Here is a 21,595-nt window from a genome sequence, read left to right as displayed (position 1 = left end):
TTGGCCCTGGTTTACGGCGAAGCCCTGACCGAGATGCCGGTGGACCTTTACATTCCACCGGACGCGCTGGAGGTCATCCTCGAGGCCTTCGAAGGCCCGCTCGACCTGCTGCTTTATCTGATCCGCAAGCAGAACATCGACATTCTTGACATCCCCGTGGCGGAGATTACCCGCCAGTACATGGGGTACGTCGAGTTGATGAAAAGCGTGCGCCTGGAGTTGGCCGCCGAATACCTGGTGATGGCTGCCATGCTCGCCGAGATAAAGTCGCGCATGTTGCTGCCACGTTCCGCCGAGGTCGAGGAGGAGGAAGGCGACCCGCGTGCCGAGCTGATCCGCCGCCTGCAGGAGTACGAGCGTTTCAAGGCTGCGGCCGAAGGCATCGACGAACTGCCGCGGGTTGGCCGTGACGTCGTGGTGCCGCGCCTTGAGGCGCCCCAGGCCAAGGTGCGCAAGCTGTTGCCCCAGGTCAGCCTGGAAGAGTTGCTGGTTTCGATGGCCGAGGTCATGCGCCGCAACGACCTGTTCGAAAGCCACCAGATCACCCGTGAGACGCTGTCTACCCGCGAGCGCATGAGCGAAGTGCTCGAACGGCTGAAGGGTGGCGGCTTCGTGCCTTTCGTGGAGCTGTTCATGGCTGAGGAAGGCAAGCTGGGTGTGGTGGTCACCTTCATGGCAATTCTTGAGCTGGTGAAGGAATCGCTGATCGAACTGGTGCAGAATGAGCCTTTCGCCGCGATCCATGTCCGGGTGCGTGCCGAGTCTGTCGAAGAACCTGATGAATCTGAATGAACCCCGCGACCTGGCGTCGCTGATCGAGGCGTTTCTGCTTGCCTCAGGCAAACCGCAATCTCTTGAACGGCTGTACGAGCTGTTCGAGGAGGCCGAGCGCCCTGAGCCGAAGGTATTCAAGAAAGCCTTGGACGTGCTCGGCAAATCCTGCAGTGGCCGGGCCTTCGAGCTCAAGGAAGTGGCCAGCGGCTATCGCCTGCAGATTCGCGACAATTTCGCGCCGTGGGTGGGCCGCCTGTGGGAAGAACGCCCGCAGCGCTATTCCCGTGCGCTGCTCGAAACCATGGCCTTGATCGCTTACCGCCAGCCCATCACCCGTGGCGAGATCGAGGACGTGCGGGGTGTTGCGGTCAACAGCAACATCATCAAGACCTTGATGGAGCGTGAATGGATCCGGGTAGTTGGCCACCGCGAGGTCCCTGGGCGGCCGGCGATGTTCGCCACCACCAAGGCGTTTCTCGATCATTTCAACCTCAAGAGCCTGGACGAGTTGCCGGCCTTGGCCGAGCTGCGCGAAATGGAGCCGGAGCCGTTGCTGGACCCGGATGATGCACCGGTACCGGCGCATTTGCAGGCGTTGGCCGATGCCAGCCTGGCCGACGAGGAGGCGGTCGCCGAACCTAAGGAGGAAACGAGCTTCCGTAGCCTGCTGGTGGAACTGGATGCGATGGAGGAGGGGCTCAAGACCGATTTCGATGATTTGCCAGAGGAAGATGCGCCAGAGCCTGAAGTCGCGGTTGAGGATCAAAACAAGGTGCAGCCCTGAGACTTGGGCGCCGGGATTACAGGTGCTGCGCGGCGTGGTGGGCGCCGGCTGGCCGGCGATGAGGCCGGCCCTTTCATTACAAAACCACTGGGCAGAAAACCACTCCACCCCCTGAAAACCCTCTAAGCTCCAGTGCGTTCCCCTTTGGAACCGCGTATGATGCGCGACCTTTTGGCGCGTTCGTCGCCAGAACCTCTGTTTTCATTCCTACACCGGGAGGTGCCCAGATGAGTGAGCAAGACCTGCAAAATACCGAAATCACCCCGCCAGCCGGCGAAAAGCTGCAGAAAGTGCTGGCGCGCATCGGCGTGGGTTCGCGCCGTGAAGTCGAAGCCTGGATCAGCCAGGGCCGCATCAAGGTCAATGGCGTCGCGGCCACCCTCGGCCAGCGCGTCGACCTTCACGATGCCATCGCTGTCGACGGCAAGCTGATCAAGCGCGAAGAGGCCGCCGAGGCCACGCGCCGGGTGATCATGTACAACAAGCCCGATGGCGAGATCTGCACCCGTGACGATCCGGAAGGCCGCCCGACCGTGTTCGACCGCCTGCCGCGGCCGAAGGAAGGCCGCTGGATCAACATTGGCCGACTCGACATCAACACCACCGGTCTGCTGCTGTTCACCACCGACGGTGAACTGGCCAACCGCCTGATGCACCCGTCCTACGAGATGGACCGCGAATACGCGGTGCGTGTGCGTGGCGAGGTCGACGACGAGATGATCGAACGCCTGAAGGCGGGCGTGATGCTTGAAGACGGCCCGGCCAAGTTCACCGACATCCAGAAGGCCCCGGGTGGTGAAGGTTTCAACCACTGGTACCACTGCGTGGTGATGGAAGGCCGCAACCGTGAGGTGCGCCGCCTGTGGGAATCCCAGGGCATGGTGGTCAGCCGCCTCAAGCGCGTGCGTTTTGGCCCGGTGTTCCTCAACTCCGATCTGCCGATGGGCCGCTGGCGTGAAATGACCCAGGGCGAAATCGACATCCTGGCCGCTGAAGTGGGCCTGCAGCCGGTGGCGCTGCCTGCCATGAACCTCAAGGCCAAAGACAAGATGGAGCGCCTGCAGCGCAAGTCGACCCGGCCCATGGGGCGCAGCGAGCGTGTGCGCAGCCTGCGCCCGGCGCAGGAAGCCGCAGCTGCCGAGCGTCCGGCTCGCCAGCCGCGTGAAGAAGCGCCACGCAAAGGCAGCCGCGGCAGTGCGGTGGCTGAGCGTCCAAGCGAGATGCGCAAGCGCCCGGCCAAGCCCGACGGTGACAAGCCGGCAGGGCGTGGTCGCGGCAAACCGCGTGGCTGATCGGCTCAGGCCGTGATCAAAGCGCCAGCTTTCGGGCTAATGCCAGTCAGTTAAGCGATTTGGGGCCGCTGTGCGGCCCATCGCCGGCAAGCCGGCTCCCACAGGTTACAGCGCAAACCAAGAACTGCGCGGTTCCTGTAGGAGCTGGCTTGCCGGCGATGGGCTGCGTAGCAGCCCCAATAACGCTGACTGGCAGGCACTAGCCTTCGGGCTGGCTTTTTTTCGTCTGCAGTTTTGTGTGGGCCTCACCGCGCGCCAAGATGTTGAAGAAAAAGAATTTTTCGGACGACTGGCAAGTTTTCAAACCGCCCCGTAAAGAAAACTGTACGAATTGCCCCGGTTTCTCTTGCTGGGCACCTTCTCTGTAAACGGATCTTGCCGCTCCCGCAGCTCAAGAGCCCCGCCTGCGCCGCCAGCCCTATTGCTCAACCCCCCGTCCCACGCTGATATAGCGACCATTGCCGTGTGCAAAAGCCCGTCCGAAGAGCCGGGCCTATAGAACAACAAATGGAGGCGCCATGTACGCCGATCACTCCGCCTTTCAGGGCTTCCTACCACAGGATCGCTGCGTTTTTTCCGAGGAAACGACGCAACGCGTTGACGCCTGCGCGCTTGCAGGGGTATACAGTGCGCCGCGTTTTACCTGTGACCCTCTTGCGTACCGCGCACTCTTGCTCACACCTGGCTGATCCGCTGCGGCGGCGACTGTGTTCAAGAAACCAAGGTAACCACCTTGCCCATTCCGCTGCGCCACGAGCGCGGTGGGTCCGATTCCGTCACAGATAAAAACAATGCAGGTGACTTCGTTCATGAGTGAACACAACATGCATTCAGGCGAGCTCAAGCGGGGCCTGAAGAACCGCCACATCCAGTTGATCGCCCTTGGCGGCGCGATTGGTACCGGCCTGTTCCTTGGCTCGGCAGGCGTGATGAAATCCGCCGGCCCGTCGATGATTCTGGGCTACGCCATCTGCGGCTTCATCGCCTTCATGATCATGCGCCAGCTTGGCGAGATGATCGTCGAAGAGCCGGTGGCCGGTTCGTTCAGCCACTTTGCCCATAAGTACTGGGGCGGTTTTGCCGGTTTCATGTCGGGCTGGAACTGCTGGGTGCTGTACATCCTGGTGGGCATGTCGGAGCTGACGGCGGTCGGCAAGTACATTCACTACTGGTGGCCGGAGATCCCGACGTGGGTCACGGCAGCGGGCTTCTTCCTGCTGATCAACGTCATCAACCTCATGAACGTGAAGGTGTTCGGCGAAGCCGAGTTCTGGTTCGCCATCATCAAGGTCGCGGCCATCGTCGGCATGATCGGCCTGGGCGCCTACCTGCTGACCAGCGGCAGCGGCGGCCCCGAGGCTTCGGTGACCAACCTGTGGGCGCATGGGGGCTTCTTCCCGCATGGTGTCAGCGGCCTGGTCATGGCGCTGGCGTTCATCATGTTCTCCTTCGGGGGCCTGGAAATGCTCGGCTTCACTGCAGCCGAAGCCGACAAGCCGAGAACCGTGATCCCCAAGGCCATCAACCAGGTCATCTACCGCATCCTGATCTTCTACATCGGTGCGCTGGTCGTTCTGCTGTCGCTGACCCCGTGGGACAGCCTGGTCGCCAGCATCGATGCTTCTGGCGGCAGCTACGGTAGCAGCCCGTTCGTTCAGGTGTTCTCGCTGCTGGGCAGCGATGTGGCCGCCCACCTGTTGAACTTCGTGGTCCTGACGGCGGCACTGTCGGTGTACAACAGTGGTACCTACTGCAATGCCCGCATGCTGCTGGGCATGGCCGAGCAAGGTGATGCCCCCGCAGCCCTGGCCAAGGTCGACAAGCGCGGCGTGCCGGTGCGTTCGATCCTGGTGTCGGCAGCCGTTACCCTGATTGCCGTGCTGCTCAACTACTTCATGCCGCATGATGCGCTGGAGCTGCTGATGTCGCTGGTCGTGGCGACCCTGGTGATCAACTGGGCCATGATCAGTTACTCGCACCTGAAGTTCCGCCAGCACTTGGACCGCACCGGCCAGAAGCCGCTGTTCAAGGCCCTGTGGTACCCCTATGGCAACTACATCTGCCTGGCATTCGTGGTACTGATCCTGGGCATCATGCTGCAAATCCCGGGCATCCAGGTTTCGGTGTATGCCATTCCGGTGTGGGTGCTGGTGATGTTCGTCTTCTACATCATCAAGTCCAAGCGTCGTGAGCTGGGCAATGGCGCAGCAGCCGGCACCGCTACCAAGTAAGCGCAGCGGGCGGTGAACGAAACCCGATGTCAGGTGGCTGGCATCGGGTTTTTTATGCGCCGCCTCGCCGGCGACAGGGTCTGTGAACGCAGGAAAGCACTCAGATCTGCTCGAGCAACCAGCCACGAAACGCCCGCAGCGAGGGCAACGCTTCGTTCCTTGGCGGATAGATCAGGTAATAGCTGCGCTGGCTGGCGAACGCCGTACCAGGGCTGAACAGCTCGCCTTTGGCCAGCTCCTCGTCCACCAGTATCCGCGGCACCAAGCCGATGCCGATCCCTGCACGTACCGCCTGGATCAGGTGTGACGTCAGCTCGAAACTCGGCCCCAGGCGCATCGCCCGGTGCGGCAGGCCATGGTGTGAAAACCACTCGCCCCAGGCATGTGGATTGTTGGCAACGTTGAGCAGCACCTCGGCGCTGATACGTGCCGGGTCCCAACCCTGGCCGTCGATGTTGGCTTGCGGTGGCAGGATCACCACCAGTTCCTCGGCATGCAGCCGATGGCAGATCAGCCCCGGCAGGTCATGGCTGGCCACGCCGATGGCGGCATCGATCTCGCTGGTGTCGAAGTTGATCGCTTCGATCCGCGAATGAATATGCACCAGCATGCCCGGGTGGGCGCTGTAGAAGGCATGCAGGCGCGGCAGCAGCCACTTGGAGCCGAAGGTGGGCAAGGTCGCCAGGCGCAGCGTGCCGACCCCGGACTGGTAAGCCAGGGCCTGCAAGGTGGCGCTGCGGATGCGGCCCAAGGCTTCGCTGAGCTCGCGCTGGTACAGCCGGCCCACGTCGGTGAGCTGTACCTGGCGGCCTTCGCGGCGGAACAGGGTCAGCCCGAGTTGCTGTTCCAGCGCCTGCACCTGGCGGCTGACCGCGCTCTGGGTCAGGGACAGTTCGGCAGCTGCGCGGGTGTAGCTTTCATGCCGGGCGGCAGCCTCGAAAGCCAGCAGCAATGACATGGAGGGTGTGAGGTGGCGGTAATTCATTCATAAAAGTCATTGATAGCGGCAGGATTATCCGTTTGCCCCTGGGGCGAAACTACAGGAACATTGGCCTATTCGTCATCCTGGCATGGCTCAACCCATGCCAGGGCGACAGGATTCCCGTGAATTAGCCCATATCAAGAGGCCATCCTTCGATGATCGCCCAGCTGCCGACCACTGCGCCGACCGCCGCCTACCCAGAATTCCTCGAAGCCCTGCGCAGCAGCGGCTTCCGTGGCCAGATCAGCGCCGATTACGGTACCCGTACCGTGCTGGCTACCGACAACTCCATCTACCAGCGCCTGCCCCAGGCGGCGGTGTTCCCGCTGGACGCCGACGATGTGGCGCGGGTGGCCGCGCTGATGGGCGAAGAACGCTTCCAGCAGGTCAAACTGACCCCGCGCGGTGGCGGCACCGGCACCAATGGCCAATCGCTGACCGACGGTATCGTGGTCGACCTGTCGCGGCACATGAACACCATCCTCGAAATCAATGTCCAGGAGCGTTGGGTGCGGGTGCAGGCTGGCGTGGTCAAGGACCAGCTCAATGCCGCGCTCAAGCCGCACGGGCTGTTCTTTGCGCCTGAACTGTCCACCTCCAACCGCGCTACCGTTGGCGGCATGATCAACACCGACGCCAGCGGCCAGGGCAGTTGCACCTACGGCAAGACTCGCGATCACGTGCTGGAACTGCACAGCGTGCTGCTCGGTGGCGAGCGCCTGCACAGCCTGCCGATCGATGACGCTGCACTGGAGCAGGCTTGTGCTGCGCCCGGTCGGGTGGGTGAGGTCTATCGGACTGCCCGCGAAATTCAGGAAACCCAGGCCGAGCTGATCGAAACCACCTTCCCCAAGCTCAACCGCTGCCTGACCGGCTACGACCTGGCGCACCTGCGCGACGAACAGGGCCGCTTCAACCTCAACAGTGTGCTGTGTGGCGCCGAGGGTTCGTTGGGTTATGTGGTCGAAGCCAAGCTCAACGTGCTGCCGATTCCCAAGTATGCGGTGCTGGTCAACGTCCGCTACACCAGCTTCATGGACGCGCTGCGCGATGCCAATGCGCTGATGGCGCACAAGCCGTTGTCGATCGAGACGGTGGACTCCAAGGTGCTGATGCTGGCGATGAAAGACATCGTCTGGCACAGCGTTGCCGAGTACTTCCCGGCCGACCCGGAGCGCCCCACGCTGGGTATCAACCTGGTGGAGTTCTGTGGCGATGAGCCGGCCGAGGTCAATGCTCGGGTTGAAGCCTTCATCGACCACCTGCAGCGCGACACCAGTGTCGAGCGCCTGGGCCACACCTTGGCCGAAGGGGCCGAGGCCGTGACTCGGGTCTACACAATGCGCAAGCGTTCGGTGGGCCTGTTGGGCAACGTCGAGGGCGAGGTGCGCCCGCAACCTTTCGTTGAAGATACCGCAGTGCCGCCGGAGCAACTGGCCGACTACATTGCCGATTTCCGCGCGCTGCTGGACGGCTATGGCCTGGCCTACGGCATGTTTGGCCACGTCGACGCCGGCGTGCTGCACGTACGCCCGGCACTGGACATGAAAGACCCCGCCCAGGCGGCACTGGTCAAGCCGATTTCCGACGCCGTGGCGGCGTTGACCAAACGCTACGGCGGGCTGCTGTGGGGCGAGCATGGCAAAGGGCTGCGTTCGGAATATGTGCCGGAGTACTTCGGTGAGCTGTATCCGGCGTTGCAGCGGCTCAAAGGTGCCTTCGACCCGCGCAACCAGCTCAACCCCGGCAAGATCTGCACCCCGCCAGGCAGCGCCGAAGGGTTGACCAGGGTCGATGGCGTAACCTTGCGTGGCGACCTCGACCGTACCATCGACGAGCGTGTATGGCAGGACTTCGGCAGTGCCGTGCACTGCAACGGCAATGGTGCTTGCTACAACTATGACCCCAATGACGCCATGTGCCCCTCATGGAAGGCTACCCGTGAGCGCCAGCATTCGCCCAAGGGGCGCGCCTCGTTGATGCGCGAATGGCTGCGCCTGCAGGGTGAGGCGAACATCGATGTGCTGGCTGCGGCGCGCAACAAGGTGTCCTGGCTCAAGGGGCTGCCGGCACGGCTGCGCAACAACCGTGCACGCAACCAGGGCCAGGAAGACTTTTCCCATGAGGTCTACGACGCCATGGCCGGCTGCCTGGCGTGCAAGTCATGTGCAGGCCAGTGCCCGATCAAGGTCAATGTGCCGGACTTCCGCTCGCGTTTCCTCGAGCTGTACCACGGTCGCTACCAGCGCCCGCTGCGTGATTACCTGATCGGTTCGCTGGAATTCAGCATCCCCTACCTGGCCCATGCACCGGGGCTGTACAACGCGGTGATGGGGTCGAAGTGGGTCAGCAGTTTGTTGGCGGACAAGGTCGGCATGGTCGACAGCCCGCTGATCAGCCGCTTCAACTTCCAGTCCACCCTCACGCGCTGCCGGGTTGGCGTGGCCAGTGTGCCGGCGCTGCGTGAACTGACCCCGGCCCAGCGCGAGCGCAGCATCGTGCTGGTGCAGGATGCCTTCACCCGTTACTTCGAGACACCACTGCTGGCCGCCTTCATCGAGCTGGCCCATCGCCTGGGCCACCGCGTGTTCCTGGCGCCTTACAGTGCCAATGGCAAGCCGCTGCACGTGCAGGGCTTTTTGGGGGCTTTTGCCAAGGCGGCAATCCGTAATGCCACCCAGCTCAAGGCCCTGGCCGACTGTGGTGTACCGCTGGTGGGCCTGGACCCTGCCATGACCCTGGTCTACCGCCAGGAGTACCAGAAGGTGCCGGGCCTGGAGGGCTGCCCGAAGGTGTTGCTGCCCCAGGAATGGCTGATGGATGTGCTGCCCGAACAGGCGCACGCCGCGCCCGGCAACTTCCGCCTGATGGCGCACTGCACCGAGAAGACCAACGTGCCGGCCAGTACCCGGCAATGGGAGCAGGTGTTCGCGCGCCTGGGCCTGAAGTTGGTGACCGAGGCCACGGGGTGCTGCGGCATGTCCGGTACCTACGGGCATGAGGCGCGTAACCAGGAGACGTCGCGGACCATCTTCGAACAGTCCTGGGCGACCAAGCTGGACAAGGAGGGCGAGGCCCTGGCAACTGGCTATTCGTGCCGTAGCCAGGTCAAGCGCATGACCGAGCGGCAGATGCGCCATCCGCTGGAAGTGGTGTTGCAGTACGCCCGCTGAAACAAGACCGCTCCTGCAGAGGTACGCGGTTACCCGTAGGAGCGGCCTCGTGTCGCGAAAGGGGTGCGTAGCGCCCCCCCCCATGCGCTCAAATATGCCTGAAACGCCGCGCCTGGCGGTACAGATACAGGCTCAACACCAGCCCGCAGCACGCCGCCGCTGCCGCAAACAGAAACATCGAAGCAAACCCGAACCCCGACGCCACCGCGCCCACCAGTGGCCCGGTAATGCCCAGCGACAGGTCGATGAACAGCGAGTATGCCCCCACCGCCGCCCCGCGGTTGGCTGCCGAAACCTGATTCACCGCTTCCACGCCCAGCGCCGGGAACACCAGCGAGAAGCCGAAGCCACTGAGCGCCGCTCCGGCCAAGGCGAGTTCTGCGCTGGGTGCCAGCCACAGCATCAGCAGGCCCAGTGTCTCGACCGACAAGCACACGATCGCCACCCTGAACCCGCCAATCCTGTTGATGAGATTGCCGAACAGCAGCCGCGCACAGATGAAGCTGGCACCGAACAGGCTCAGGGTCAGTGCTGCATTCGCCCAGCCACGGCTGGCGTAGTACAGGGTAATGAAGGTGGCGATGGTGCCAAAGCCGATCGAGCCCAACGCCAGGCCCGAACCATGCGGGAACACTTTGCCCAGCACCCGCAGAAACGGCATACGCACGCCGCTGACAATCGGCGCAGCGCGTTTTGGCCATGCCAGCAGCAGGCCTATCGCGCATAGCAGGATGATGCTCACCCCCATGCTCCACAGCCCCAGGTGTTTTACCATCAGCACGCCCAGTGGGGCACCGATGGCCAGCGCACCATAGCTGGCGATCCCGTTCCAGGAGATGACTTTAGCGGTGTTTTCAGCGCCGACCCGGCCAATCCCCCAGCCTATCGAACCCGAGCCCACCAGGCTTTCTGCACTGCCCAGTACCAGGCGGCCGACCAACAGGCAGGCCAGGCTCAGCCAAGGCAGGTGGGTGAGGAAGGCGCAGGCGAGCATGAAAACACCACTCAGGCCGCAACCGGCGAGGCCATACATGACGGCTTTCTTGCTGCCCAGGTTGTCGATGATGCGGCTGGCTGTGGGGCGGCTGAGCAGGGTGGCGAGGTATTGCACGCTGATCACCAGGCCGGCGACGACGGTGCTGAAGCCCAGGTCGTTGTGCACGTAGCCAGGCAGCACGGCGAGGGGTATGCCGATGTTCAGGTAGCCGATAAAGGTGAACAGGACGATGGAGACGACTTGCAGGGTGACCGCAAGGGGGCGCGGTGAGTCGGGCATGGGGGCCTACGTGGCAGAAGTTCTGGACGGTGTGAAAACGTGATGACAGCGGTAGTCCGAAAGTCAGCCGTTTTCACACAGTCGGGGGGATGCGCGGTTATTCCTGGTCAGCGCTGGATTGATCGTCGCCATCCTCGACGGCAGGCGCCGGTTCGGAGTGAGCGGCAACGGTTTGCTCTTCGGGGTTCAGGCTTGGGAAGGGAAGATTCGGGATTTCGTGCATCTCGTCGTTCCTCGCAAGTGTGAGTCAAAAGGCTGCGCCAGGCGCGTTTGGAGCTTCGCAAAGCTGAGGCAGGATACACAAGTCTGGATGACAGTTTGTAATTTTTCCCGGTCGCTTGTCGGTTTTGCGGGCGGATACCGGACATTTTCCTGACACAACAAGGCCGCTGCGCGCCCCGCGAACAGGGCGCGCAGCGGCCTTTTGCAACGTGTTACTTGCGCCCTTCAGCGGTATCGGCAACCTTGTCGGTCCGCGCGCACATGATGAAGTCGTTGCGGTGCAGGCCCTTGATGGAGTGGCTCCACCAAGTCACGGTTACCTTGCCCCATTCGGTCAGCAGGCCTGGGTGATGACCTTCGGCTTCAGCGATTTCGCCTACTGCGTTGGTAAATGCCAGGGCGTGCTTGAAGTTCTTGAACAGGAACACACGCTCCAGCTCCATATGACCGTCACGTACTTCGATGTTCCAGTCCGGTATCTCGCGGATGAGTTCGGCCAGTTCCTCGTCGGTGACTTTCGGCGCATCGGCGCGGCAGGCTTCGCAGTGGGCTTGGTTCAAGGCATTCATGAGGTGTTTTCCGATTCGAGTTGTTGTCGGCAAGGTCGCTCAGGCGGCGACCTTGGGTGGAAACTTCGGCGCATGCAGCCCCAGCTGCATGGCTTGCTGGACCATGCCCATGATGTCTTCGTGGGCCAGGTCGAACAGGCGCTTGAGGTTCGGCAGCACGAAGTACAGGGGCTGCAGGATGTCGATGCGGTAGGGGGTGCGCATGGCCTCGATCGGGTCGAAGGCCTGGTGCTCCGGCTCACCGGACAGACTGTAGACGGTTTCCTTGGGCGAAGAGAGGATGCCGCCGCCATAGATCTTGCAGCCTTGTGCGGTCTCCATCAGGCCGAACTCAATGGTCATCCAGTACAGGCGCGCCAGGTACACGCGCTGTTCCTTGGTCGCGGCCAGGCCCAGCTTGCCATAGGTGTGGGTGAACTCGGCGAACCAGGGGTTGGTCAGCAGCGGGCAGTGGCCGAAGATCTCGTGGAAGATGTCCGGTTCCTGCAGGTAATCCAGCTCTTGTGGGGTGCGGATGAACGTGGCGACCGGGAAGCGTTTGCTGGCCAGCAGCTCGAAGAAGGTCTGGAAGGGGATCAGTGCCGGCACACGGGCAACCTGCCAACCGGTGGTGGCGCCCAGCACTTTGTTGATCTCGCCCAGTTGCGGAATGCGGTCATGGGGCAGCTTGAGCTGATCGATGCCATCCAGGTACTCCTGGCATGCCCGGCCTTCGATGACTTTCAGCTGGCGGGTGATCAGCGTGTTCCATACCGCATGCTCTTGCTGCGGGTAGTCGATGAAGCCTTGCGCATCGGGCTCGCGCGCCACGTATTGCGTCTGTTTCATGTGGCTCTCCTAGTGAGGGCTTTTATTGTTATGTCCACGACATACCTAAGAAATATCCCTTCATCTGCCCGATTGCACGCGGTGTCAGAACGCCTGAACTGCAGTTTCAAGGCGTTTTTCGTAACGATAATTTTACAAACATGGCGGCATCGCGGAAAATTCGGTGTGTCGAGCTGGCCCTTGCTGTGTTTTTGTCAGCTTTTCTTTACGAATATTATGCGGCCGATTTAAAAACTTCGCCGCTTCGAGAGCTTTCATGCGTATCAAAGTGCATTGCCAGAACCGCATCGGCATCCTTCGCGACATCCTCAACCTGTTGGTGGAGTACGGAATCAACGTACTCCGTGGTGAAGTCGGCGGTGACCATGGCAATGCCATCTATCTGCATTGCCCGAACCTCATCAACCTGCAGTTCCAGGCTCTACGTCCGAAATTCGAGTCGATTGCCGGGGTCTTCGGGGTCAAGCGTGTCGGCTTGATGCCCAGCGAGCGACGGCACATGGAGCTCAACGCGCTGCTGGGGGCGCTGGATTTCCCGGTGCTGTCGGTCGACATGGGCGGCAGCATCGTCGCCGCCAACCGCACGGCCGCGCAGTTGCTGGGTGTGAGGGTCGACGAGGTGCCGGGCATCCCGTTGGCGCGCTATGTAGAGGACTTTGACCTGCCGGAACTGGTGCGGGCCAACAAATCTCGAATCAATGGCCTGCGGGTCAAGGTCAAGGGTGATATTTTCCTGGCCGACATCGCACCTTTGCAGTCCGAGCATGACGACAGCGAGGCACTGGCTGGCGCGGTGTTGACCTTGCACCGTGCCGACCGCATCGGTGAGCGGATCTACAACGTACGCAAACAGGAGCTGCGCGGCTTCGATAGCATCTTCCAGAGCTCGCGGGTGATGGCGGCTGTGGTGCGTGAGGCGCGGCGCATGGCGCCGCTGGACGCGCCGTTGCTGATCGAAGGTGAGACAGGTACCGGCAAAGAGCTGTTGGCGCGTGCCTGCCACCTGGCTAGCCCGCGGGGGCAGGCGCCTTTGATGGCCCTCAATTGTGCCGGCCTGCCAGAGTCCATGGCGGAAACCGAGCTGTTCGGTTATGGCCCCGGTGCGTTCGAGGGCGCGCGCGCCGAAGGCAAACTGGGCCTTCTGGAGTTGACCGCTGGTGGGACACTGTTCCTCGATGGGGTGGGGGAGATGAGCCCTCGCCTGCAGGTGAAGCTGCTGCGCTTTCTGCAGGACGGCTGCTTCCGTCGTGTAGGCAGTGATGAGGAGGTGTACCTGGATGTACGGGTGATCTGCGCAACCCAGGTGGACCTTTCCGAATTGTGCGCTCGGGGCGAATTCCGCCAGGACCTGTACCATCGCCTCAATGTGTTGTCGTTGCACATACCGCCGTTGCGCGAGTGCATGGACGGCCTGGAGGGGTTGGTGCAGCACTTTCTCGATCAGGCCAGCCGGCAGATTGGTTGTGCCCTGCCGCGCCTGGCGCCTGCGGCGATGGACAAACTGGCGCACTACCATTGGCCGGGCAATGTCCGGCAACTGGAAAACGTATTGTTCCAGGCGGTATCGCTGTGCGAAGGCGGAATAGTGAAAGGCGAGCATATCCGCCTGCCGGATTACGGCGTGCGGCAACCCTTGGGTGAATTTACCCTTGAAGGTGATCTTTCGCAGATTGTCGGGCGCTTTGAAAAGGCTGTACTGGAAAGTCTGATCGGGGAATATCCAAGTAGCCGGGCGCTGGGCAAGCGACTGGGTGTTTCACATACAACCATTGCCAACAAGTTGCGGGATTATTCGTTGGGCAAGTCGAATGAGTGACGGAGTGGCGGGTGGATTAAACTCAACACTGTTCATCGTGGGATGGGTGACGAATGGGCCCCGCAGGGCCCAAATCATTCATCAGCCGTTGGAGCAGCCGTTACCCATGACGCGGTATTCGAGAATGTGCTTCTGACCCTTGGAATCCTCGTAGGTCATGCGGGCCGGCACGACTTCGCACACGTTTGGCACTTCGCTCATGGAGATGACGCGGGCGATATCCAGGTGCTGCGAATAACTGTACTGTTCAACCGGAATCTGCTCGGCATCCTTTGCTTCATCGGCCATTGCCGCACTGCAAAGACTACCAAGTACCAATACCAGTAACGCTTTCATTTTCTATTTACCTGTCTAAGGTCGTGAGGGGGCGCGCGGCGCTTGTGGCACCGCGAATACAGCCAAGTTTTCAACTATCGGATTAGCGCGCGATTAACGAGTTGCCTTCGTGGGGGCTGTGACTGTTACCAGTTGTTAATCGCCTTTGCCGTTGCTGGCGTAGTGAATCTTATGCTTCGGTAATTAAGGGAAACAGTGGGCGTTTTGATAAAGTTTTTTCGCCTTTTGACAGAAACTGTAACAATCCCCCGGGAAAATCTTTTGCTTTCGCCTCTCGCCGGGTTGCCAGCTGCGGCCTAGAGCCTTTCCGGCCGTCCACAAGGTGCGCAACCTGTCGCGTTACTACCATCGTCGTATGGCTTTTGCCGCTCTGGTACAGTTACAAACGGTTCCATACAAAAACAACTATTACACCGAGGTAACACAGATGAGTGCGGCTCCACTGTATCCCGTTCGTCCCGAGGTTGCGGCCACTACCCTGACCGACGAGGCCACCTACAAGGCCATGTACCAGCAATCGGTGATCAACCCGGACGGCTTCTGGCGTGAGCAGGCCCAGCGCATTGACTGGATCAAGCCTTTCACCAAGGTCAAGCAGACTTCCTTCGACGATCACCATGTCGATATCAAGTGGTTTGCCGACGGCACTCTCAACGTCTCCTCCAACTGCCTGGACCGCCACCTCGAAGAGCGCGGCGACCAACTGGCAATCATCTGGGAAGGTGACGACCCTTCCGAGCACCGCAACATTACCTATCGCGAACTGCACGAGCAGGTCTGCAAATTCGCCAACGCCCTGCGCGGGCAGGACGTGCACCGTGGGGATGTAGTGACCATCTACATGCCGATGATCCCTGAGGCCGTGGTTGCCATGCTGGCCTGTGCCCGCATCGGTGCGATTCACTCGGTGGTGTTTGGCGGCTTCTCGCCTGAAGCGCTGGCCGGGCGCATCATCGATTGCAAGTCCAAGGTGGTGATCACCGCCGACGAAGGTTTGCGCGGTGGCCGCCGTACTCCGCTCAAGGCCAACGTGGACCTGGCGCTGACCAACCCTGAAACCAACAGCGTGCAGAAAATCATCGTGTGCAAGCGCACCGGTGGTGACATCGCCTGGCACCAGCACCGAGACATCTGGTACGAAGACCTGATGAAGGTGGCCTCCAGCCATTGCGCGCCAAAGGAAATGGGTGCCGAGGAGGCGCTGTTCATTCTTTATACCTCCGGCTCAACCGGCAAGCCCAAGGGCGTGCTGCACACCACCGGTGGTTACCTGGTGTACGCCGCGCTGACCCACGAACGCGTATTCGACTACCGCCCCGGCGAGGTCTACTGGTGCACCGCTGACGTCGGTTGGGTCACCGGCCACAGCTACATCGTCTACGGGCCGCTGGCCAACGGTGCGACCACGCTACTGTTCGAGGGCGTACCTAACTACCCGGACATTACCCGGGTGTCGAAGATCGTCGACAAGCACAAGGTCAACATCCTCTACACCGCACCTACAGCGATTCGCGCCATGATGGCCGAAGGGCAGGCGGCCGTTGAGGGTGCCGACGGCTCGAGCCTGCGCCTGCTGGGTTCGGTCGGTGAGCCGATCAACCCTGAGGCCTGGAACTGGTACTACAAGACCGTCGGCAAGGAGCGTTGCCCGATCGTCGACACCTGGTGGCAGACCGAGACCGGCGGCATCCTGATCAGCCCGCTGCCGGGCGCCACGGGCCTCAAGCCGGGTTCTGCGACCCGTCCGTTCTTTGGTGTGGTGCCGGCGCTGGTGGACAACCTGGGCAACCTGATCGATGGTGCCGCCGAGGGCAACCTGGTGATCCTCGATTCCTGGCCGGGCCAGTCTCGCTCGCTGTATGGCGATCATGACCGCTTCGTCGATACCTACTTCAAGACGTTCCGCGGCATGTACTTCACCGGTGACGGCGCGCGCCGTGACGAGGATGGCTACTACTGGATCACGGGCCGGGTGGATGACGTGCTCAACGTTTCCGGCCACCGTATGGGTACCGCAGAGATCGAAAGCGCCATGGTCGCCCATGCCAAAGTGGCCGAGGCTGCGGTGGTGGGGGTGCCGCACGATATCAAAGGGCAGGGCATCTATGTGTACGTGACCCTCAATGCCGGCGTGGAGCCCAGCGAGCAGCTACGCCTGGAGCTGAAGAACTGGGTGCGCAAGGAGATCGGCCCGATTGCCTCGCCAGATGTGATCCAGTGGGCGCCAGGGCTGCCGAAGACGCGCTCGGGCAAGATCATGCGACGTATCCTTCGCAAGATCGCCACGGCGGAATACGGCTCGCTAGGTGATATCTCCACCCTGGCCGACCCGGGCGTGGTGCAGCACTTGATTGATACCCACAAGGCAATGAACCTGGCGTCGGCCTGATGCAATGAGCGGGACTGCGGGGCAGTCCTGCTTCAAACGAAAACCCCGCACGGGCAACCGGCGGGGTTTTTGCTTTACTGTTACCCGACATTCATCGGTAACTCTTCTGTCACCGATTACGCACAGCTGCGGGGCGAGCGGGAACACTCATGACCCGTTTCGGTGCGTTCGCGGCGCCATTTCTTGCAGTGCAGCACGCTACACTTGCCGTCGTACAAGGCTTTGCCAATAATAGGCCCAGTAATTGCTAGTTCTATAGGTTATTTTCCTTGCGCTCTTGCATATCTTGCAAAGGCTGTCAACCTCGCCCGCTGCCGTTTCAAGCGCTTCTGTAAGTAGTTGTCGCTTTGAAGAAATATCGACTACCGGGCTGTCGTTAAAATGCCACTCACTCGCTCGTGGTCTGCGACCTTGGTCGAACCCTGCGCGGCTCGCGTTGTACCCATTCGCATATCGGGCAGTTGTTACTCCTGCCTTGTAATGCCCCGTACCGATGGAGTTACCTGATGAAGAAGCTCGCACTGCTTGGCGCCCTGGCGCTTTCCGTGTTTTCCCTGGTGTCGCAGGCTGATGAAAAACCGTTGAAAATCGGTATCGAAGCGGCCTACCCACCCTTCGCCTTCAAGCAGCCCGACGGCAGCATCGCCGGTTTCGACTACGATATCGGCAACGCCCTGTGTGAAGAGATGAAAGCCAAGTGCACCTGGGTCGAGCAGGAGTTCGACGGCCTGATCCCGGCGCTGAAGGTGCGCAAGATCGACGCCATCCTGTCGTCCATGTCGATTACCGATGACCGCAAGAAATCGGTCGATTTCACCAAGCGCTACTACCTGACCCCAGCGCGCCTGGTGATGAAGGACGGCGCTACCGTCAGCGACAGCCTGGATGAACTCAAAGGCAAGAAGATCGGCGTGCAGCGCGGCTCGATCCACGACCGCTTCGCCAAGGAAGTGCTGGGCGCCAAAGGTGCCACCGTGGTTCCGTACGGCACCCAGAACGAAATCTACCTCGACGTGGCCGCTGGCCGCCTCGACGGCACCGTGGCTGATGCCACCCTGCTGGAAGACGGTTTCCTGAAAACCGACGCCGGCAAGGGCTTTGCCTTCGTTGGTCCTTCGTTCACCGACGCGAAATACTTCGGTGACGGCATCGGCATCGCCGTGCGCAAAGGTGACGATGCCAACCGCGAGCGTATCAACAAGGCCATCGACGCGATCCGTGCAAACGGCAAGTACAAGCAGATCCAGGACAAGTACTTCAACTTTGACATCTACGGTCCAGACTCGAAGTAACACGTCGAGTTTCACCTGTGCAATGGTGCAAACAGCAGAGGCTCTGAGGTTTGCACCATTTTTCATTCTTTAGGTCGAGGACCTCATCATGTTGAAAGGCTACGGGGCAGTCATCCTCGACGGGGCGTGGCTGACGCTGCAGCTCGCCCTGTCGTCGATGGCCCTGGCCATTGTGCTCGGCCTGATTGGCGTGGCGCTGCGCTTGTCGCCGGTGCGCTGGCTGGCCTGGTTGGGCGATATGTATTCCACCGTGATCCGGGGTATTCCGGACCTGGTGCTGATCCTGCTGATCTTCTACGGCGGGCAGGACATCATCAACCGTTTGGGGCCGCTGGTGGGCTATGACGACTACATCGACCTGAACCCGCTGGTCGCAGGCATCGGTACCCTGGGCTTCATCTTTGGCGCCTACCTGTCAGAAACCTTCCGAGGTGCGTTCCTGGGTATTCCCAAGGGCCAAGCCGAAGCTGGCGCGGCCTATGGCATGAGCAACCGGCAGGTATTCTTCCGCATTCAGGTGCCGCAGATGATCCGCCTGGCGATCCCGGGCTTCACCAACAACTGGTTGGTACTGACCAAGGCGACGGCCCTGATTTCGGTGGTCGGCCTGCAGGACATGATGTTCAAGGCCAAGCAGGCGGCAGACGCCACCCGCGAACCCTTCACCTTCTTCCTGGCGGTGGCGGCGTTGTACCTGGTGCTGACCAGTGTCTCGCTGCTGGCACTGAAGTATCTCGAGAAGCGCTACTCGGTGGGCGTCAAGGTGGCTGAGCTATGATTTTCGATTACAACGTCATCTGGGAGGCCATGCCGCTGTACCTCGGCGGCCTGCTGACCACCCTCAAGCTGCTGGCGATATCGCTGTTCTTCGGCCTGCTGGCGGCTGTGCCGCTGGGCTTGATGCGGGTGTCCAAGCAGCCGGTGGTCAACCTCACGGCCTGGCTCTACACCTATGTGATCCGCGGCACGCCGATGCTGGTGCAGCTGTTCCTGATCTACTACGGCCTGGCTCAGTTCGAGGCAGTGCGCGAAAGCATCTTCTGGCCATTGCTATCGAGCGCCACGTTTTGTGCGTGCCTGGCATTTGCCGTCAACACCAGTGCCTACACCGCCGAAATCATCGCCGGCAGCCTCAAGGCTACCCCGCACGGCGAGATCGAGGCGGCCAAGGCCATGGGTATGTCCCGCATGAAGATGTACCGTCGCATCCTGCTGCCGTCGGCCCTGCGCCGGGCGTTGCCGCAGTACAGCAACGAAGTGATCATGATGCTGCAGACCACCAGCCTGGCGTCGATCGTGACCCTGATCGACATCACCGGTGCCGCACGTACGGTCAATGCCCAGTACTACCTGCCTTTCGAGGCCTACATCACGGCGGGCGTGTTCTATCTGTGCCTGACCTTCATCCTGGTGCGCCTGTTCAAGATGGCCGAACGCCGCTGGCTCGGCTACCTGGCGCCGCGCAAGCACTGAACGCTCTGTGAGAACCGACAGCATGTACAAACTAGAAGTCCAAGACCTGCACAAGCGCTACGGCAGCCATGAAGTGCTCAAGGGTGTGTCCCTGGCGGCCAAGGCAGGCGATGTGATCAGCATTATCGGCTCCAGCGGTTCGGGCAAGTCGACCTTCCTGCGCTGCATCAACCTGCTCGAGCAGCCGCACGCCGGCAAGATCCTGCTCAACAACGAAGAGCTGAAGCTGGTCGCCGGCAAGGACGGCGCGCTCAAGGCTGCCGACCCGCGCCAGCTGCAGCGCATGCGCTCACGGCTGTCGATGGTGTTCCAGCATTTCAACCTGTGGTCGCACATGACCGCGCTGGAAAACGTCATCGAGGCGCCGGTGCACGTGCTTGGCGTGAACAGGAAAGAAGCCCTGGAAAAAGCCGAACACTATCTGGCCAAGGTGGGCGTCGCCCATCGCAAGGATGCTTTCCCGGGGCATATGTCCGGCGGTGAGCAGCAGCGTGTGGCGATTGCCCGAGCGCTGGCGATGGAGCCTGAAGTGATGCTGTTCGACGAGCCGACTTCGGCGCTCGACCCCGAACTGGTCGGCGATGTGCTAAAGGTCATGCAGGCCCTGGCCCAGGAAGGCCGGACCATGGTGGTGGTGACCCATGAGATGGGCTTTGCCCGCGAAGTGTCCAACCAGTTGGTGTTCCTGCACAAAGGCCTGGTCGAAGAGACCGGCTGCCCGCGCGAAGTGCTGGCCAACCCGCAATCGGAGCGGCTCAAGCAGTTTCTCTCTGGCAGCCTGAAGTAAAGGCTGCACCTTCGCACCAGAATAGGGCATGCTGCGCAGCAGTGCGCAGTCTGCCTTGGCGCCACAGACTCGAACGACTTCAGGTTTCGGACCTTACCCTATGACCACCCAGCGAATCGGTTTTCTCATCTGGCCAAGCACCAAGCCCTTGACGTTGGCGCTGGCGGAGGAAGTATTGCTGGTGGCCCAGCGGGTACATCCTGATGTGGTTTACGAGCTGGCCTTTCTGCAGGCCGAACCTGCGCAGGATGGCGCCTGGCGCCTGCCCGGCGAGCCCTGGAACGGGCGCCTGGAGGGTTGTCACAAGCTGTTCCTGCTCGCTGACGAGCTGCCCCAGGCGCTGGGGTCGGCGCTGTCCTCGGCCCTCAAGCAATTGGCCCGTAGCGGCTGCATTATTGGCGGGCTGTCTGCGGGTGTGTATCCGTTGGCCATGCTCGGCCTGCTCGATGGTTACCGCGCTGCGGTGCATTGGCGCTGGCAAGACGATTTTGCCGAGCGCTTTCCCAAGGTCATCGCCACCAGCCATCTGTTCGATTGGGACCGTGATCGCCTGACCGCTTGCGGCGGTATGGCGGTGACCGACTTGCTGCTGGCGGTGCTGGCGCGTGATCACGGGGCTGAGCTGGCTGGTGCGGTTTCCGAGGAGCTGGTGGTCGAGCGCATTCGTGAGGGGGGGGAGCGCCAGCGCATTCCGCTGCAGAACCGCCTCGGCTCCAGCCATCCGAAGCTGACCCAGGCGGTGCTGTTGATGGAAGCCAACATCGAAGAGCCGCTGACCACTGACGAAATCGCTCAGCATGTATGCGTGTCGCGCAGGCAACTGGAGCGTATCTTCAAGCAGTACCTCAATCGGGTGCCCAGCCAGTATTACCTGGAGTTGCGGCTGAACAAGGCGCGGCAGATGCTGATGCAGACCAGCAAATCGATCATCCAGATCGGCCTTTCCTGTGGCTTCTCCTCCGGCCCGCATTTCTCCAGTGCTTACCGCAATTTCTTTGGCGCCACGCCACGGGAAGACCGCAACCAGCGGCGTAACAGCAGCCCCTTCGAATTGAGTTCGGCGCCTGCCGAAAAGGGCTGAAAGCTTCCCTGCGCAATGCGCTTCCATCGCCGGCAGGCCGGCTCTCATACTGGTCGGGTTGCCGCCGGTACAGCCGGCATGTCTTCTTATGTGAACACCCGTTCACCCAGTCCCGCTCTGCCGTTACACTGCGCGATTGCGACAGTGTTTGTCGCATTGCCGAAAGCCTGGGTAAAACTGGGTTTTGCGCTGTAACAAGTTGTCGCTTGGCCGCAAGGACAGGCGCAGATCAGTCCTTACAATCCCCCCATCGCTCGCCACTTCCAGGCCAGCGTTCCTCTTCAGGAGAC

General features: G+C 61.4%; 18 protein-coding genes. 12 read left to right on the top strand and 6 right to left on the bottom strand.

Translation table 11 applies throughout. The annotated features are described in order from the left end of the window. Positions 1 to 66 precede the first annotated feature (66 nt). The 4 genes from JOE27_RS09510 (at position 67) to JOE27_RS09495 (ending at position 5,081) form a co-directional block, all read left to right on the top strand. Complete coding sequence (locus JOE27_RS09510; protein ID WP_177433170.1) at positions 67 to 792, top strand: ScpA family protein; 726 nt, start codon at positions 67 to 69, stop codon at positions 790 to 792. Further along, complete coding sequence (gene scpB / locus JOE27_RS09505; protein WP_119687585.1) at positions 779 to 1,558, top strand: SMC-Scp complex subunit ScpB; 780 nt, start codon at positions 779 to 781, stop codon at positions 1,556 to 1,558. Before JOE27_RS09510 ends, scpB begins: the two co-directional genes overlap by 14 nt. Positions 1,559 to 1,785: 227 nt before the next feature. After that, positions 1,786 to 2,850, top strand: coding sequence for a 23S rRNA pseudouridine(2605) synthase RluB (gene rluB / locus JOE27_RS09500; protein ID WP_204918602.1), 1,065 nt, complete (start codon positions 1,786 to 1,788; stop codon positions 2,848 to 2,850). An 809-nt stretch (positions 2,851 to 3,659) separates the two neighbouring features. After that, complete coding sequence (locus JOE27_RS09495) at positions 3,660 to 5,081, top strand: amino acid permease (RefSeq protein WP_161871241.1); 1,422 nt, start codon at positions 3,660 to 3,662, stop codon at positions 5,079 to 5,081. Positions 5,082 to 5,181: 100 nt separating this feature from the next. Here the strand turns inward: JOE27_RS09495 and JOE27_RS09490 are convergent, their stop codons facing one another. Continuing rightward, on the bottom strand, positions 5,182 to 6,066 hold the full coding sequence (locus JOE27_RS09490) for a LysR substrate-binding domain-containing protein (RefSeq protein WP_046785402.1): 885 nt from the start codon (positions 6,064 to 6,066) through the stop codon (positions 5,182 to 5,184). Positions 6,067 to 6,218: 152 nt separating this feature from the next. Here JOE27_RS09490 and JOE27_RS09485 point away from each other — a divergent pair, with 152 nt between their 5' ends. Further along, entirely contained in the window at positions 6,219 to 9,236 is a 3,018-nt protein-coding gene (locus JOE27_RS09485) for an FAD-binding and (Fe-S)-binding domain-containing protein (protein WP_119687583.1), read from the top strand. Positions 9,237 to 9,324: 88 nt separating this feature from the next. Here the strand turns inward: JOE27_RS09485 and JOE27_RS09480 are convergent, their stop codons facing one another. From JOE27_RS09480 to phhA, 4 genes are all read right to left on the bottom strand, one after another. Beyond that, on the bottom strand, positions 9,325 to 10,512 hold the full coding sequence (locus JOE27_RS09480; protein ID WP_046785400.1) for an MFS transporter: 1,188 nt from the start codon (positions 10,510 to 10,512) through the stop codon (positions 9,325 to 9,327). Between the two features lie 97 nt (positions 10,513 to 10,609). Further along, positions 10,610 to 10,735 (bottom strand): hypothetical protein, encoded by a 126-nt coding sequence (locus JOE27_RS24940; RefSeq protein ID WP_256345817.1) that lies wholly within the window; start codon positions 10,733 to 10,735, stop codon positions 10,610 to 10,612. A 211-nt stretch (positions 10,736 to 10,946) separates the two neighbouring features. Then, positions 10,947 to 11,303 (bottom strand): 4a-hydroxytetrahydrobiopterin dehydratase, encoded by a 357-nt coding sequence (locus JOE27_RS09475; RefSeq protein ID WP_039604830.1) that lies wholly within the window; start codon positions 11,301 to 11,303, stop codon positions 10,947 to 10,949. 39 nt (positions 11,304 to 11,342) lie between these two features. Further along, complete coding sequence (gene phhA / locus JOE27_RS09470) at positions 11,343 to 12,131, bottom strand: phenylalanine 4-monooxygenase (RefSeq protein WP_012315607.1); 789 nt, start codon at positions 12,129 to 12,131, stop codon at positions 11,343 to 11,345. 256 nt (positions 12,132 to 12,387) lie between these two features. Between phhA and JOE27_RS09465 the strand changes: the two genes are divergently transcribed. Continuing rightward, positions 12,388 to 13,947: a sigma-54-dependent phenylalanine hydroxylase transcriptional regulator PhhR gene (locus JOE27_RS09465; protein WP_046785398.1), complete on the top strand. Its 1,560-nt coding sequence runs from the start codon at positions 12,388 to 12,390 to the stop codon at positions 13,945 to 13,947. 81 nt (positions 13,948 to 14,028) lie between these two features. Here JOE27_RS09465 and JOE27_RS09460 read toward each other — a convergent pair whose 3' ends face one another. Next, positions 14,029 to 14,283, bottom strand: a complete 255-nt coding sequence (locus tag JOE27_RS09460; protein ID WP_012315605.1) for a DUF2790 domain-containing protein — start codon at positions 14,281 to 14,283, stop codon at positions 14,029 to 14,031. Between the two features lie 427 nt (positions 14,284 to 14,710). Between JOE27_RS09460 and acs the strand changes: the two genes are divergently transcribed. From acs to argR, 6 genes are all read left to right on the top strand, one after another. Then, a complete protein-coding gene (acs, locus tag JOE27_RS09455) occupies positions 14,711 to 16,672 on the top strand; it encodes an acetate--CoA ligase (protein WP_204918600.1) in 1,962 nt (653 codons plus the stop codon). A 506-nt stretch (positions 16,673 to 17,178) separates the two neighbouring features. Next, complete coding sequence (locus JOE27_RS09450) at positions 17,179 to 17,964, top strand: ABC transporter substrate-binding protein (RefSeq protein ID WP_115274155.1); 786 nt, start codon at positions 17,179 to 17,181, stop codon at positions 17,962 to 17,964. 88 nt (positions 17,965 to 18,052) lie between these two features. Next, positions 18,053 to 18,742, top strand: a complete 690-nt coding sequence (locus JOE27_RS09445; protein ID WP_012315602.1) for an ABC transporter permease — start codon at positions 18,053 to 18,055, stop codon at positions 18,740 to 18,742. Continuing rightward, the gene (locus JOE27_RS09440) at positions 18,739 to 19,437 is read left to right on the top strand and encodes an ABC transporter permease (protein WP_115274156.1); all 699 of its coding nucleotides are present in this window, start codon (positions 18,739 to 18,741) and stop codon (positions 19,435 to 19,437) included. The genes JOE27_RS09445 and JOE27_RS09440 overlap by 4 nt, the downstream gene beginning before the upstream one ends. A gap of 22 nt (positions 19,438 to 19,459) precedes the next feature. Further along, positions 19,460 to 20,224, top strand: a complete 765-nt coding sequence (locus JOE27_RS09435; RefSeq protein ID WP_046785395.1) for an ABC transporter ATP-binding protein — start codon at positions 19,460 to 19,462, stop codon at positions 20,222 to 20,224. 100 nt (positions 20,225 to 20,324) lie between these two features. Next, positions 20,325 to 21,305: a transcriptional regulator ArgR gene (argR, locus tag JOE27_RS09430; protein ID WP_115274157.1), complete on the top strand. Its 981-nt coding sequence runs from the start codon at positions 20,325 to 20,327 to the stop codon at positions 21,303 to 21,305. The last annotated feature ends 290 nt before the right edge of the window (positions 21,306 to 21,595 follow it).

Source organism: Pseudomonas sp. M5, from assembly GCF_016907075.1.
Taxonomy (GTDB): Bacteria; Pseudomonadota; Gammaproteobacteria; order Pseudomonadales; family Pseudomonadaceae; genus Aquipseudomonas; species Aquipseudomonas putida_E.
Note: the sequence above shows the minus strand (reverse complement) of the source record. Positions and strands in the feature narration are given on the sequence as shown.